Source organism: Pseudoxanthomonas sp. 134C1 (assembly GCF_057773065.1).
This window is the reverse complement of the sequence record NZ_JBYMTH010000002.1, coordinates 399,746-413,415: the sequence shown is the minus strand read 5'-3', so window position 1 is coordinate 413,415 and position 13,670 is coordinate 399,746. Positions and strand designations below refer to the sequence as shown.

13 protein-coding genes are annotated in these 13,670 nt (G+C 68.2%); 3 read left to right on the top strand and 10 right to left on the bottom strand.

Annotated features, from left to right (window positions below):
- Positions 1-19 precede the first annotated feature (19 nt).
- Positions 20-1,462: a metalloprotease TldD gene (gene tldD / locus AC3DEZ_RS05760; protein ID WP_488387370.1), complete on the top strand. Its 1,443-nt coding sequence runs from the start codon at positions 20-22 to the stop codon at positions 1,460-1,462.
- A 44-nt stretch (positions 1,463-1,506) separates the two neighbouring features.
- Here the strand turns inward: tldD and yjgA are convergent, their stop codons facing one another.
- On the bottom strand, positions 1,507-2,070 hold the full coding sequence (gene yjgA / locus AC3DEZ_RS05755) for a ribosome biogenesis factor YjgA (RefSeq protein ID WP_488387369.1): 564 nt from the start codon (positions 2,068-2,070) through the stop codon (positions 1,507-1,509).
- A 109-nt stretch (positions 2,071-2,179) separates the two neighbouring features.
- On the opposite strand from yjgA, the gene pmbA reads away from it, so the two are divergent.
- Both pmbA and AC3DEZ_RS05745 read left to right on the top strand, forming a co-directional pair.
- Positions 2,180-3,538 carry a metalloprotease PmbA gene (pmbA, locus tag AC3DEZ_RS05750; protein ID WP_488387368.1) on the top strand — a complete coding sequence of 453 codons (1,359 nt, stop codon included), beginning with the start codon at positions 2,180-2,182 and terminating at the stop codon, positions 3,536-3,538.
- Positions 3,539-3,627: 89 nt separating this feature from the next.
- Positions 3,628-4,056: a DUF4870 domain-containing protein gene (locus AC3DEZ_RS05745; protein WP_488387367.1), complete on the top strand. Its 429-nt coding sequence runs from the start codon at positions 3,628-3,630 to the stop codon at positions 4,054-4,056.
- 70 nt (positions 4,057-4,126) lie between these two features.
- Here AC3DEZ_RS05745 and AC3DEZ_RS05740 read toward each other — a convergent pair whose 3' ends face one another.
- The 9 genes from AC3DEZ_RS05740 to AC3DEZ_RS05700 form a co-directional block, all read right to left on the bottom strand.
- Positions 4,127-5,005: a polyprenyl synthetase family protein gene (locus tag AC3DEZ_RS05740; protein WP_488387366.1), complete on the bottom strand. Its 879-nt coding sequence runs from the start codon at positions 5,003-5,005 to the stop codon at positions 4,127-4,129.
- The gene (locus AC3DEZ_RS05735; RefSeq protein WP_488387365.1) at positions 4,995-5,255 is read right to left on the bottom strand and encodes an exodeoxyribonuclease VII small subunit; all 261 of its coding nucleotides are present in this window, start codon (positions 5,253-5,255) and stop codon (positions 4,995-4,997) included. The genes AC3DEZ_RS05740 and AC3DEZ_RS05735 overlap by 11 nt, the downstream gene beginning before the upstream one ends.
- Before the next feature lie 61 nt (positions 5,256-5,316).
- Positions 5,317-6,600, bottom strand: a complete 1,284-nt coding sequence (tilS, locus tag AC3DEZ_RS05730; protein WP_488387364.1) for a tRNA lysidine(34) synthetase TilS — start codon at positions 6,598-6,600, stop codon at positions 5,317-5,319.
- Positions 6,601-6,630: 30 nt separating this feature from the next.
- On the bottom strand, positions 6,631-6,816 hold the full coding sequence (locus tag AC3DEZ_RS05725; RefSeq protein WP_488387363.1) for a hypothetical protein: 186 nt from the start codon (positions 6,814-6,816) through the stop codon (positions 6,631-6,633).
- 88 nt (positions 6,817-6,904) lie between these two features.
- On the bottom strand, positions 6,905-7,657 hold the full coding sequence (locus tag AC3DEZ_RS05720) for a tetratricopeptide repeat protein (protein ID WP_488387362.1): 753 nt from the start codon (positions 7,655-7,657) through the stop codon (positions 6,905-6,907).
- Positions 7,654-8,376 (bottom strand): transglycosylase domain-containing protein, encoded by a 723-nt coding sequence (locus AC3DEZ_RS05715; protein WP_488387361.1) that lies wholly within the window; start codon positions 8,374-8,376, stop codon positions 7,654-7,656. The genes AC3DEZ_RS05720 and AC3DEZ_RS05715 overlap by 4 nt, the downstream gene beginning before the upstream one ends.
- Positions 8,377-8,387: 11 nt before the next feature.
- Complete coding sequence (locus AC3DEZ_RS05710) at positions 8,388-9,347, bottom strand: acetyl-CoA carboxylase carboxyltransferase subunit alpha (protein WP_488387360.1); 960 nt, start codon at positions 9,345-9,347, stop codon at positions 8,388-8,390.
- 93 nt (positions 9,348-9,440) lie between these two features.
- Positions 9,441-13,007, bottom strand: coding sequence for a DNA polymerase III subunit alpha (gene dnaE / locus AC3DEZ_RS05705; protein ID WP_488387359.1), 3,567 nt, complete (start codon positions 13,005-13,007; stop codon positions 9,441-9,443).
- Positions 13,008-13,151: 144 nt separating this feature from the next.
- The gene (locus tag AC3DEZ_RS05700; RefSeq protein WP_488387358.1) at positions 13,152-13,661 is read right to left on the bottom strand and encodes a hypothetical protein; all 510 of its coding nucleotides are present in this window, start codon (positions 13,659-13,661) and stop codon (positions 13,152-13,154) included.
- Between the last annotated feature and the right edge of the window lie 9 nt (positions 13,662-13,670).

Below are 13,670 nucleotides of genomic sequence, written 5' to 3'. Positions count from 1 at the left end.
CCACCCCCATCTTCCTGCCATGACCGCATCACTGACGCTTGCCGAAACCCGCCTTCTGTTGCCTGCCGGACTCGACCAGCACGGCCTGGACCGTGCCTTCGGCGCCTTGCTCGGGCCCGGGATCGACTTCGGCGATCTCTACTTCCAGCACGCCCGGCGCGAGAGCTGGACAGTGGAGGACGGCATCGTCAAGGATGGCGCCCACTCGATCGAACAAGGTGTCGGCGTGCGCGCGATCTCGGGCGAGAAGACCGGGTTTGCCTATTCCGACGATATCAACGCGGTCGCGCTGCTCGACGCCGCGCGGTCGGCGCGCGCGATTGCCCGGGACGGCGCGGCGCATGCGCCGCGCGCGCTGGTGCGGGGCGGCGGACGCGCGCTGTACGGTGCGGACGATCCCATCGATGCGATGGACAACGCCGCCAAAGTGGAAGCGCTGCGTGCGGTGGACCGATTCCTGCGCGCCGCGGATCCGCGCGTGCAACAGGTGACGGTGAGCCTCTCCGGTGGATTGGACACGGTGCTGGTGGCGCGCAGCGACGGCGTGCTCGCCGCCGACGTGCGCCCGCTGGTGCGCCTGAACGTGCAGGTGCTGGTGGAGCAGGGTGGTCGCCGCGAATCCGGTTATGCGGGCATGGGCGGGCGTTATTCCTACGCCGAGCTGCTCGGCGATGGCCGGCCCGAGGAACTGGCGCGCGAAGCGCTGCGGCAGGCGCTGGTGAACCTGGACGCCATCGACGCGCCAGCCGGCGTGATGCCGGTAGTGCTGGGCGCGGGCTGGCCGGGCGTGCTGCTGCACGAAGCGGTTGGCCATGGCCTGGAAGGCGACTTCAACCGCAAGGGCACCAGCGTCTACGCCGGCCGCATGGGCCAGCGGGTGGCATCGCCCGGCGTGACCATCGTCGATGACGGCACCCTGCCGGGCCGGCGTGGATCGCTCAACATCGATGACGAAGGCACGCCAACGAACTGCACCACGCTGATCGAGGACGGCGTGCTGGTCGGTTACATGCAGGACACGCTCAATGCGCGCCTGATGGGCATGGCGCCCACCGGCAATGGCCGCCGCGAATCATTCGCGCACCTGCCGATGCCGCGCATGACCAACACCTACATGCTGGCCGGGCAGCACGATCCGGAAGAGATGATCCGCTCGGTGAAGAAGGGCCTGTACGCGGTCAACTTCGGCGGCGGCCAGGTCGACATCACCAGCGGCAAGTACGTGTTCTCGGCGACCGAGGCCTATCTGATCGAGGACGGCAAGGTCACCGCGCCGGTCAAGGGCGCGACCCTGATCGGCAACGGTCCCGAAACCATGCAGAAGGTCAGCATGGTCGGCCACGATCTCGCGCTGGACGCCGGGGTCGGCGTGTGCGGCAAGGACGGACAGAGCGTCCCGGTGGGCGTCGGCCAGCCATCGTTGCTGATCGAGGGCCTGACGGTGGGCGGCACCCGCGCGTGAACCGCGGGCGGGTGGACGGCGCCACGCGGGCGCCGGCACGCGGCTCAGTCTTCGTCGGTGTCCGTGCCGCCGGGCGCGTCGTCGCCCTCCGCGTCGGCGAACAATTCCCGGATCTCGCGAAACAGCTCGCGGAACGCATGCGGGGGTTTGTTCTTCGCGCGTTCCTCGCCGGCGTTGCGAATCAGCTGGCGAAGGCGCTGGCGATCGGCTTGCGGGAACTCTTCCAGCAGTTCGCCCAGCGCGCTGTCACCGTCGGCGAGCAGGCGTTCGCGCCAGTGCTCGGCGCGGTGCAACTGCCCGGCCTCGCGCCGGGCCGCGTCGCCGCCTTCGTCCATCGCGTCGCGGATCGCGGCCAGGACTTCATCGTCCTCGCGTCGCATCTGCTTGGCCAGGTATTGCAGCTGCCGCTTGTGCGCGATGTGCGAGGTGATGCGCCGGGTCTCCAGGATGTGCGGCATCAGGTCTTCGGGAATCGGCAGCTTGGCCAGGCGGGCCGGCGTCAGCGCCACCAGTTGTTCGGCCAGGCTGCGCACCTCCAGCGCGTCTTCGCGCTGCTGGGTGCGGCTGGGGCTATAGAATTCGCCGGTTTCGGGGTCGCGTCCGCGCATGGTCGATCTCGGTTGCCGGTCACGCGGCGGCGCCTGTTCGGCGCGCCGGGACATCTTTCACGGGGGAAACCGGGTTTTCCGGCTTCCTTCATCGCATAAGGATAAGCCATTGAACGCCATCACCGTTTCCGCCGACGACAGTCTGGCCCGGCTGGACACCCTCGCCGAGCTGTCGCAGCGCCTGCTGGCGGCCGCCCGCACGCGCGGCGCCAGCCAGGCGGAGGTCAGTTGCAGCGAGGAGCGCGGGCTGAACGTCAACGTGCGGCTGGGGGAGGTCGAGACGGTCGAATCGACCCGCGACCGCGGCATCGGCGTGACCGTCTATTTCGGCCGGCGCAAAGGCAGTGCCAGCACCGCCGATCTGCGCGAGGAGAGCCTGGAGGCCACGGTCGAGCAGGCCTGCGCCATCGCCCGCTACACCGAAGATGACGAGGCGGCCGGCCTGGCAGACGCGGACCGGATGGCGACCGCCTTCCCGGACTTCGATCTCTGGCACCCCTGGCCCGTGCAGGCCGACGAAGCGCTGGATCTGGCCCTGGCCTGTGAAAACGCGGGGCGCGAAGCCGACCGCCGCATCGGCAATTCCGATGGCGCCTCGGTGGGCAGTTCGGAAAGCCTTTCGGTGTACGCGAATTCGCATGGTTTCATCGGGCGCGAGCGCAGCACCCAGCACACCCTGGGCTGCGCGCTGATCGCCGGCGAAGGCGATGGCATGCAGCGCGACGGCTGGTACACGACCGCGCTGGATGCGTCCTCGCTGGAACGGGCGCAGGCGGTCGGCCGTCGCGCGGCCGAACGCACGGTGGCGCGATTGCAGCCGCGCACGGTCGCCACCGGCGAGTATCCGGTGCTGTTCGCCGCCGAGGTGGCGCGTTCGCTGGTGGGCCATCTGCTGGGCGCCGTCTCCGGCTCGGCGCTGTACCGGCGGGCGAGTTTCCTGCTGGATCACGCCGGCCAGCGCATCTTCCCGGACTGGTTCTCGATCGACGAGCGTCCGTTCCTGCGTCACGGCTGGCGTTCGGCCGCGTTCGATGCCGAGGGCGTGGCCACCCGCGAGGCGCCGCTGGTGCGCGCGGGCGTGCTGGAACGCTACCTGCTGGGCAGCTATTCGGCGCGCAAGCTGGGCCTGCAGAGCACCGGCAACGCCGGCGGCGTGCACAACCTGGACGTCGCGGCCAATGCCGGTGGCTTTGACGAACTCGTCCGCGGCATGGGCCGAGGCCTGGTCATTACCGAACTGATGGGGCAGGGCGTCAATCCGGTGACCGGCGACTATTCGCGCGGCGCCGCCGGGTTCTGGGTGGAACACGGGGAGATCAGTCATCCTGTGGACGGCATCACGATTGCCGGCCATCTCAAGCAGATGTTCGCGGGTATCGAGGCGGTGGGCAGCGACGTGGATCCGCGTTCGCACGTGGCCTGCGGCTCTATTCTGCTCGGACGCATGACCGTTGCCGGCGCCGACTGACGTGTCTTGACAGGGATCGCCCGGGCCCCGAAAGTGGCGCCCGGGGTTGTTCCATACCACCAACGTCAACAAGGAATGGGGATACACGCATGAGCGAGTTCGAGAACGTCACCACACCGCCGCCGCCGCCGGCCTCCGGCGCACCCAGCGCGGAAGAAAGGCAGTGGGCCCTGTTCGCCCATCTTTCGGCGCTGGTGGGCGGCATCGTCACCTCCGGCTGGGCCGGCAGCCTGGGCTGCTTCATCGGTCCGCTGATCATCTGGCTGGTCAAGAAGGACACCATGCCGTTCGTCAATGATCAGGGCAAGGAAGCGCTGAACTTCAACATCACCGTGGGCATCATCTTCCTGGTGCTGTTCCTGCTCACGATCGTGACGCTGGGCATCGGCGCGCTGATCACGCTGCCGCTGATGGTGATCGTCGGCATCGCCTGGCTGGTGTTCACCATCATCGCCGCGATCAAGGCCAACAACGGCGAAGCCTACCGCTACCCGCTGACGCTGCGGCTGATCAAGTAAGCGAAGTTCACGAGTCGAAGAAAAAGGCCCGGTCTGACCGGGCCTTTTTCATTGCGGTGTCGCCCGCCGATCAGTGGGTTCGGCGCACCGCCAGTTCGCCGAGTGCGCGCAGGGCGTCGGCGGTTTCGCCAAACGGAGCCAACGCGTCGCGCATCGCGGTGTCCAGTTCGTTCAACCGGGCCTTGGCGCCGTCCACGCCCAGCAGGGCCGGATAGGTCGACTTGGCCTGCGCGGCATCCTTGCCGGCGGTCTTGCCGAGCTGCTCGGAACTGCCTTCCACATCCAGGATGTCGTCGCGGATCTGGAAGGCCAGGCCCAGCGACGAGGCGAATCCGTCCAGGCGCTCCAGCGTTTCCGGCGTGGCGCGGCCTGCCAGGGCGCCGAGCCGCACCGCCGCGCGGATCAGCGCGCCGGTTTTCCAGGCATGCATGCGCGCCAGTTCGTCGAGGCTCTGCTGGCGGCCGGTCGCGTCGATGTCCAGCGCCTGTCCACCGCACATGCCGGCGACGCCGGATGCGGTGGCCAGCGCCTGTACCCAGGCCAGGCGGATGTCGGCCTCGGCGGAGGCCCGCGCCAGCACCTCGAATGCCCGCGTCTGCAAGGCGTCGCCGGCGAGGATGGCGGTGGCCTCGTCGAAGGCGACATGCACCGTCGGACGACCGCGGCGCAGGTCGTCGTCGTCCATGGCGGGCAGATCGTCGTGGACCAGCGAGTAGGCATGGATCAGTTCGACCGCCGCGGCGGGCGCGTCGAGCAGCGCCTCCGGCGCGCCGGACACGGCGCCGGCCGCATAGACCAGCAATGGACGCATCCGCTTGCCGCCGCCCAGCACGGCGTGGCGCATGGCGGCGTGGAGCCGGCCGGGGGCCTGGTCCGGGGACGGCAGAACCTGGTCGAGGGTGGCTTCGGTACGTGCGGCCCAGGCCGCGAAGCGGGCCTCAGTTGCCATCGGGCAGGGGCGCGAACGGCTCGGCGCTGTCCGGATTGGCGGGATCGCTGAGCAGGCGCACCCGCAGCTCCGCCTGTTCCAGCGCTGCCTGGCACTGGCGATACAGGCCGACGCCGCGTTCATAGGCGGCCAGCGAGTCCTCCAGGCTGAGCTCGCCGTGTTCCATGCGATCGACCAGGCGTTCGAGTTCTTCCAGCGACTGCTCGAAGTTCGCCACCGGGGACGCGTCGGGGGTGTTTTTCTTGGCCATGCGGGAAAGTGTGCGGAGCTGCCGCGGGAAGGTCAACGCGCGGCGTTCAGACGCTCACCCGTCAGCCCGCCCGTTGCCAGCGCAGGGTGGCGCCCGACTGCCGCAACCATGCGTCCAGGCGCGCGCCCAGCAACAGGTCGCCGGCGGCCAGCAGTTCGCCGTCGGCGTCCCTCAGCAGGGGCAGCAGCGCGCGCTCCCACGGTGGAATCCCCTCGGCCTGCAGCAGCTTCTTCAGGGAATGGGTATGGGAGCGGCCCGGCAGGCGCAGGCGCTCGCCTCCGTGCCGTGCGCCGACGCGCAGCGGAGCCGGCCAGGAGGCGCCTTCCATGACCAGGACATCGCCGCTGGGAAGCCTGAGCGGCGAACGGGTGTCCCACTCGACGTCCCGACCGGCGGGCAGCGGCGCCTGGGCGTGACTGGCATGCAGCAGATCGCGCCAGCGGCGCACGATGGCGCCCTGCCACGCGAATTCGGCTTCACCGTCCGCCGCCGCAGGCAGCAGATCCCGCTCGATCCGACGCACACCCTCGGCGGGGAGCGGCGGCAATGCGCGTTCGTCCAGCCAGCGGCGCAACAGGCGCGCCCGGCGCGCGGGGGGCAGCGCGAGCAGGGCGGTGACCGACAATGCCGACGGATCCAGCGTGCGCGTCATCGCCAGCGCATGCGCGTCTTCCTGATCCAGCAGGCCGGCGCTTTCACGGGCGAGCGCGGCGCTGCGGGCGAGCGCGGCCGATGCGTGCGGCCAATGCTGTTCCAGCAGCGGCATCACCTGCTGGCGCAGGAAATTGCGATCGTGGACGGCGTGCAAATTGCTGGGATCCTCGATCCAGTCAAGACCGTGCTGCCGGGCATGGCTTTCAAGCACGGCGCGCGGAATCTCCAGCAGGGGACGCCAATGCCAGCCCGCTGCGAAGGCGCGCCAGTCGCGCATCGCCCCGAGACCGTCCACGCCGGAAGCGCGCAGCGCGCGCAGCAGAAAGGTTTCCGCCTGGTCCTGCAGGTGATGGGCGGTCACCAGCACGGCGCCGGGTGTCATCGCTCCGGCGAACGCGGTGTAGCGCGCGTGGCGGGCCGCCGCCTCCAGACCCTGGCCGGCGTGGCTGGAAACCTCCGCCCGCGCCACCGCCAGCGGAACTGCCCAGGCATCACAGATCCGCTGGCAGTGCGCGACCCAGTCGTCGGCCGCGGGTTGCAAGCCGTGATGGACGTGAATCGCCCGCAGATCGTGGTCGCGGAATGTCCGGTCATGCCGGAGACGATGCAGCAGCGCGGTCGAATCCAGCCCACCGCTGAAACCGATGAGCAGGGACGACGCGTCGGCGGGCAGGGGCGGCAGGACGAACATGCCGCCCAGTCTAGCGGGCAGGCCCGCGGCTCAGCGCAGCTTGTCGAGGATGACGAGGATGGCGGCCAGCCAGCAGACACTCACGAACAGCCCCAGAACCCAGTTCTGGTTGACGCCATTCCGGTGCCAGCGCAGGCGGTTGTAGAACAGGCCGACCACGATCGGCAGGACGAACAGGATGAGCGGCAAGAGCCACCATGGACGCAGCAGATCCATCGTATTCCCCCGATGAGCCGGCCGATGCCGGCCCATGCATCCTAGCGCCGCCGGCACACCCGCGCCTGCGGCGGATCGTCGCGGCAACTCAGGACGAGGACAGGCTCGCCAGCTCACTGCGGGCCAGGGCGATCCATTCGCGCTGGTCACGCTGGTAGTACCGCGGGAGGGCGTCGGAACGGGTCAGGATCTCCTGGAATACCGACCTGGCCTGCGCCAGGTTGCCCTGGCGCTTGAGCAGCAGCCCGTAGCGGGCCCGTGCTTCCTCGCCGGGATAGCCCTGCACCACCACTTCGTACTCGTGCAGGGCGGCTGACGGATCGCCGAGATCCTCCACCGCGCGCGCATACAGCAGGTGGCCGTCGGTGGAACGGAAGCCGGGATTGGCGGCGATCAGCGCATCCAGCGTTTCGCGGGTCTCGCGCGCCTTGCCCTGTCCGTACTGGGCCCTGGCGAGGCCGAGCATCAGATCAGGATCCGTGCGGTACAGGCCCTTGAGGGCGTTGGCGAACAGATCCTCGGCGCGCGCGAAATCCCCGCTGCGCAGGCATTCTTCAGCGAGTTGGCGGCGGGTCTCCGGCGTATCCGACAGGCCCAGCTTGCGATCCGCCTTGCGCTTTTCGTGCTCGGGATCGATACGCGAGCGGACGCTGCGCGCGGCACGGCGAGCGGACGGACTGTGGCGCAGGTCCGGCAGCACTTCGGCGATGAAGTAGACCAGCACCGCGATGTAGGAAAACAACAACAGGATGAAGACCCAGTACAGCGGTCGCCCGGTGCGCACGACGTGCACACAGCAGGCAACCTGCAGGATCAGCGACAGGATGATGATCGGGCTCATGAGGAAATGCTGGAGACGGGAAGAGGAATGAAAGCGGCGGTGGGTACGGAACGGTCGCCGCAGGCAACGGGACGCAGGCGCTCGCGTGCGCGCGCCAGTGCGGCATCCTTGTCCGCGATGTCGAGGCGCGTGGACAGGAGACGAAAGCGTTGGTTGAAGCGGCCAGGCCGGCACCGCGGGTCGTAGAAGGAGGGGCCCCGCGTCAGCACGAGCAAGGCCAGTGATTCCTCCGGTCGCAGCGCCTCCGGAGACTGTCCGTACCAGGCATTGGCCGCGGCGGTCAGGCCACGCGCATCGCGGCCGAAGGAGCCCTCGTTCAACACGGTGGCGATCTGCTCGTCGACCGACCATGCGCGACTGACATGGATCATCGCGGCGAGCTCGGCGGCGTGCCGCCGCAGTCCGCCGATCGGGGTGGCCGAGCGGCGCACCAAGGCCCGGCCTGCATGGGCGGGAAGCCGCAGATCATTCCACGCCGGGGACTGCTCGCGGAAAAGGTACAGCGATACCGTCAGAGGATTCAGGCGGACGCCGTCCGCGCTCCGGATGCCCTCGCTGGCCAGATACTGGGTCCGCAGAAGCGGTGAGGGGAACTGTCGGTTGGGTTGCCGGTCCGCGGGGAGCGCGCCGGCGCCCCACAGATACACACCCAGACACAGCAGGACATAGCCGAGCACCGGCACCAGCAGCAGGGCAGATATCCATTTCTGCCAGGTCATCGCGCTTGTCCTCAGGCGGCCTCGTAGGCCCCGTAGCCGCGCAGGCGTTCGTAGCGGCGCTGCAGGAGCTGTTCCACCGGAATCTGTTCCAGCGCGTCGAGCTCGTTGAGCAGGACGGCCTTCAGGCGGGTCGCGGTCTGGCGCGGATTGCGGTGGGCGCCGCCGATCGGTTCGCGCACCACCTTGTCGACCAAGCCGAGCGAATGCAGCCGCTTGGCGGTCAGGCCGAGTTGCTCGGCGGCGTCCTTGGCCTTGTCGGCGGACTTCCACAGGATCGAGGCGCAGCCTTCCGGGGTGATCACCGAGTAGGTGCTGTATTCCAGCATCAGGGTGCGATCACCCACGCCGATGGCAAGCGCGCCGCCGGAACCGCCCTCACCAATCACGGTGCAGAGGATCGGGACTTTCAATTCCGACATTTCCAGCAGGTTGCGGGCGATCGCCTCGGACTGGCCGCGTTCCTCGGCGTCGATGCCCGGCCAGGCGCCAGCCGTGTCGATGAAGGTCAGCACCGGCAGGCGGAAGCGCTCGGCGAGCTTCATCAACCGCAGCGCCTTGCGGTAGCCCTCGGGCTTGGGCATGCCGAAGTTGCGCTTGATCTTTTCCTTGGTGTCACGGCCCTTCTGGTGGCCGATGACGACCAGCGAGCGGCCGTTGATGCGGGCGAGGCCGCCGACGATCGCCTTGTCGTCGGCGAACGCGCGATCACCGGCCAGCTCCTGGAACTCGTCGCAGATAACGCGTACGTAGTCGAGGGTATGCGGGCGGGCCGGATGGCGGGCCAATTGGGAGACCTGCCATGGGGTCAGGTCGCGGAAGATCTGGGCGGTGCGGACGCGCAGCTTGTCCTGCAGGGCATGGACTTCGGCATCGACATTCACCGCCGGCCCGGCGCTGGCGTTGCGCAGCTCCTGGATCTTCGCTTCCAGATCGGCGATGGGTTGTTCGAAATCGAGGTAGTTCGGATTCATCAAGCGGGCCATGGGCCGGAAAGAGGGGAGTTTATCCCAGCCGGGGGCTCCATACCGAGCCGTGTAGTACGGTCCGGAGCCCGGAAACCGGGCTCAGTGGTTCTGCGTCCAGGGGCGGCCCACCGCCAGCTTGACCGCGCGCACGCCGGGCGTGGCCCGGAGCGCGTCGACCAGTTCGGTGTCGACCCGTACCGACAGATTGCCATTGACGTCGAGCATCCCGGCGGTGGCCGACTTGCCGGAGGACAGCACCAGATCCAGGCGCAGGGGCGTATTGCCGGGCCGATGGCGGGCGAGCAGCGCGTCCACCCGCGACCACAGGCCCGGCTCGCGCAGATCCAGCCGCAGCGACAGCCGCTGCGCCTGCTGCGCGCACAGCTGCGAGTAATCCCAGCATTGGCGGATGCGCAGGCTGAAACCCCCGTTGAATTCGTCCTCGCGCAGGCCGCCCTTCATGATCAGGATGCGGTCGCGGGTCAGCAGTGGCCCGAACTCGGCCATCGCGTCGGAGAACGCACTGCACTCGATCCGGCCGCGGCCATCCTCCAGTTGCACGAACACCTGGCTGTCGCCCTTGCGGCGCACGCCGACCACCTGGCCGGCGATGAGCGCGCTGACTTCGGGGCGCCAGCCCTTCTTCTCGCCCGGCGACTGGTTGCTCCAGAGTTTCTCCAGATCACCCAGGTCGCTGCCGACCAGGGTCCGCAGATCCTCGCGATAGGGATCCATCGGATGACCGCTGAGGTAATGTCCCAGCGTCTCCCGTTCGCCATTGAGCAACTGGCTCAGTGGCGATTCGTCCACTTCGGTCAGCACCACTTCCAGCGCCGGCGTGGCATCGCCGCCACCGCCGAACAAAGAGCTCTGTCCGGCCGCGCGTTCCTTGGCCAGTTGATCGGTGGCCTTGAGCACCTCCGGCAGTTGCAGCATCAGCGAGGCGCGGTTGCGGCCCAGCGCGTCGAGCGCACCCGCATTCACCATCGCTTCCAGCGCGCGCCGGTTGAGCTTGGAGGAGTCGACCCGCTTGCAGAAATCCAGCAGATCGCGGAATTCACCGCCCTGCTGGCGTTCGGCGACGATGGTCTCGCACAGGCCCTGGCCGACGCCCTTGATCGCGCCGATGCCGTAGCGGATGGTGCGCGGGTCGGTCGCCTCGAACATGTAGTCCGAGTGATTGATCTCCGGCGGCAGCACGGTCAGCGACAGTCCGCGCGCTTCGTCCAGGAAGCCGACCACCTTGTCGGTGTTGTCCATGTCCGAGGACAGCACCGCGGCCATGAACTCGGCCGGGTAGTGGCACTTCAGCCATGCGGTCTGATATGACACCAGCGCGTAGGCGGCTGCGTGCGACTTGTTGAAGCCGTAGCCGGCGAACTTCTCCATCAGGTCGAAGATTTCGTCGGCCTTCTTCTCGTCGACGCCGCCCTTGCCGGCGCCTTCGCGGAAGATCTCGCGGTGCTTGGCCATTTCCGCCGGCACCTTCTTGCCCATCGCACGACGCAGCAGGTCGGCGCCGCCGAGCGAGTAGGCGCCGACGATCTGCGCCATCTGCATCACCTGCTCCTGGTACACCATGATGCCGTAGGTGTCCTTCAGGATTGCTTCGGTGCGCGGGTCGGGATACTCGACTTCCTCGCGTCCGTGCTTGCGGTCGACGAAGCTGGGAATCAGGTCCATCGGGCCGGGTCGGTACAGCGATACCAGCGCGATCAGATCCTCGAAGCGGTCGGGCTTGGCGTCCTTCAGCAGCCGGCGCATGCCGGAGGATTCGAACTGGAACACCGCGCCCGTGTTGCCGGATGCGAAGACCTGGCGATAGGTGGCGGCGTCATCCAGCGGAATCGTCGCGATATCGACCGGCGGTACGCCCGCGCGCGCGTGGCGGCGGTTGATGGCCTTGACCGCCCAATCGATGATGGTGAGCGTGCGCAGGCCCAGGAAGTCGAACTTCACCAGGCCGACTTCCTCGACGTCGTTCTTGTCGAACTGGGTGACCGGGTTCCGGCCCAGCATGCCCTCGTCGTGTTCGGCGAACAGCGGGCAGAAGTCCGACAACGGCGACGGAGCGATGACCACGCCGCCGGCGTGCTTGCCGGCGTTGCGGGTCAGGTCTTCAAGCTGCCGCGCCAGATCGATGAGATCGCGGACGTCGTCCTCGTTGTTGTAGCGATCGATCAGTTCCTGCGAGGACATCTCGCTGTTGCCTTCGCCCATCGCATCCTTCAGCGTCACGCCGAGGATGTTGGGAATCAGCTTGGCGACGCCGTCGACCAGGCCGTAGGGAAAGCCCAGCACGCGGCCGGCGTCGCGCACCACCGCCTTCGCCGCCATGGTGCCGTAGGTGATGATCTGGCTGACCCGGTCGCGGCCGTACTTGCGCGCGACGTAGTCGATCACCTCGTCGCGCCGATCCATGCAGAAGTCGATGTCGAAGTCGGGCATCGACACGCGTTCCGGATTGAGGAAACGCTCGAACAGCAGGTTGTAGGGCAGCGGATCCAGATCGGTGATCTTCAGCGCCCACGCCACCAGCGAGCCGGCGCCCGAGCCGCGACCCGGGCCGATCGGGATGCCGTGGTTCTTGCCCCACTGGATGAAGTCGCCGACGATCAGGAAGTAGCCGGGGAAGCCCATCTTGATGATGGTGTCGAGCTCGAATTCCAGTCGTTCGACGTAGTCCTCGCGGGACCTGCCCGGGGCGAGCGGGTTCTTCTCCAGCCGTTCTTCCAGGCCGGCCCGGGCCTGGCTGCGGATCCAGCTGTCCAGGGTCTCGTTTTCGGGCACCGGATAGGCGGGCAGGAAGTAGGTGCCCAGCCGCATCTCGATGTTGCAGCGCTGCGCCAGCGCCAGGGTGTTGTCGATGGCGTCCGGCACGTCGGCGAACAGCGCGGCCATCTCCTCGGCCGACTTCATGTACTGCTCGGCGCTGTACTCGCGCGGCCGCTTGGGATCGTCCAGCACGCGGCCGGAGGCGATGCACACGCGCGCCTCGTGCGCATCGAAGTCGTCCGGCGACAGGAAGCGCACGTCATTGCTGGCGATGACCGGCAGGCCGCGCTTGGCCGATGCGTGCAGCGCGAACGCGTTGAAGGCTTCCTCGCCCTCGCGCTGGGTGCGGGTCAGCTCCAGGTGCAGATCCTCGCCGAAGCTGCGCTGCCATTCGGCCAGATGCTGTTCGGCCAGTTCATGCCGCCCGCTGAGCGCGAGACGGCCGGCATGGCTCTGTCGACCCATCAGCGCGAACAGACCCTGGCGATCCTCGTGCAGCCATTGCGGCTCGATGGCGACGCCATCGTTGCGATGGCCTTCCATCCAGGCGCGGGTAAGCAGGCGCGACAGCGACAGGTAGCCTTCGCGATCCCGGCACAGCAGGGTTACCGGCCACGGTGTTTCGTTGCCTTCGGCCACCAGCACGTCGGCGCCTGCGATCGGTTTGATGCCGATGCCCTCGGCGGCCTTGTAGAACTTGACCAGGGCGAACAGGTTGTTGCGATCGGTGACTGCCAGCGCCGGCATGCGCAGTTCCACCGCGCGGCTGAGCAGGTTGGCCTGCTTGGCTTTCTTGGGGTCGGCCTGATCCGGTTTCTCGGGCACGCGGATAATTGAATCCGCCATCGAGAACTCGGTGTGCAGGTGGAGATGAACGAAGCGGGAGGACATGCCGGCTCGGAAGACTGTCCGGGCAGGTTACCGGCGGGGGTGGGGAGGGGCAAGGCTTGACATCGCCGCCGGGCCCGGCCGGTGCGGTCACCGGCCGGGTGCGAGGCGGGTCATGGTCGGCGGTGGCAAGCGACCAACACCGGCTCAGTGGATGCGGAACACCTCGGATGGCGTGGGCGCGTAGCTGGCCTCGCGGACGTGGCATTGGTGCTCGCGCAGGGCCGATTCCTCATCGCGGGCGTGTTCCCAGTCATGGCGGTCGAACGGAAAACCGCCGACCGGTGCGTGCCGCAGGCTGGATTCCAACTCGCGCAGGCGCAGGAAATCGCCATGGGCCCGGATTTCACGGGACAGATCGGGCCAGGAGAGATCCATCGGCAGTGGCGCCCCGGGGTCGTCGGTGCCGTGAATCCGGGCCATCACGGTGGTCAGTCCCGACCGGACGGCGGGATCGCATTCCCAGGTGGCGTCCTCCAGCAGCGCGGCGATCCGGCGCGGGCAGTCGACCCCCACCGGTGGCGCGTCCGGACAGAGCGCGCGCACGAGCGCATCCAGGCGTGGGTGGAGGCGATCGCCATCGGCGGTGGGCCGGGATGGCCGGTCGCACGACTGCGAGACGGGATCCGGAATCGTATTGTGTCGGCGCAGGTTCATGGCAGTTCT

Bases quoted from the DNA above. Each gene is read 5' to 3' on its own strand.
- tldD (WP_488387370.1), top strand. From the start codon at position 20: ATGACCGCATCACTGACGCTTGCCGAAACCCGCCTTCTGTTGCCTGCC.
- yjgA (WP_488387369.1), bottom strand. From the start codon at position 2,070: ATGCGCGGACGCGACCCCGAAACCGGCGAATTCTATAGCCCCAGCCGC.
- AC3DEZ_RS05745 (WP_488387367.1), top strand. From the start codon at position 3,628: ATGAGCGAGTTCGAGAACGTCACCACACCGCCGCCGCCGCCGGCCTCC.
- AC3DEZ_RS05740 (WP_488387366.1), bottom strand. From the start codon at position 5,005: ATGGCAACTGAGGCCCGCTTCGCGGCCTGGGCCGCACGTACCGAAGCC.
- AC3DEZ_RS05735 (WP_488387365.1), bottom strand. From the start codon at position 5,255: ATGGCCAAGAAAAACACCCCCGACGCGTCCCCGGTGGCGAACTTCGAG.
- tilS (WP_488387364.1), bottom strand. From the start codon at position 6,600: ATGTTCGTCCTGCCGCCCCTGCCCGCCGACGCGTCGTCCCTGCTCATC.
- AC3DEZ_RS05725 (WP_488387363.1), bottom strand. From the start codon at position 6,816: ATGGATCTGCTGCGTCCATGGTGGCTCTTGCCGCTCATCCTGTTCGTC.
- AC3DEZ_RS05720 (WP_488387362.1), bottom strand. From the start codon at position 7,657: ATGAGCCCGATCATCATCCTGTCGCTGATCCTGCAGGTTGCCTGCTGT.
- AC3DEZ_RS05715 (WP_488387361.1), bottom strand. From the start codon at position 8,376: ATGACCTGGCAGAAATGGATATCTGCCCTGCTGCTGGTGCCGGTGCTC.
- AC3DEZ_RS05710 (WP_488387360.1), bottom strand. From the start codon at position 9,347: ATGAATCCGAACTACCTCGATTTCGAACAACCCATCGCCGATCTGGAA.
- dnaE (WP_488387359.1), bottom strand. From the start codon at position 13,007: ATGTCCTCCCGCTTCGTTCATCTCCACCTGCACACCGAGTTCTCGATG.
- AC3DEZ_RS05700 (WP_488387358.1), bottom strand. From the start codon at position 13,661: ATGAACCTGCGCCGACACAATACGATTCCGGATCCCGTCTCGCAGTCG.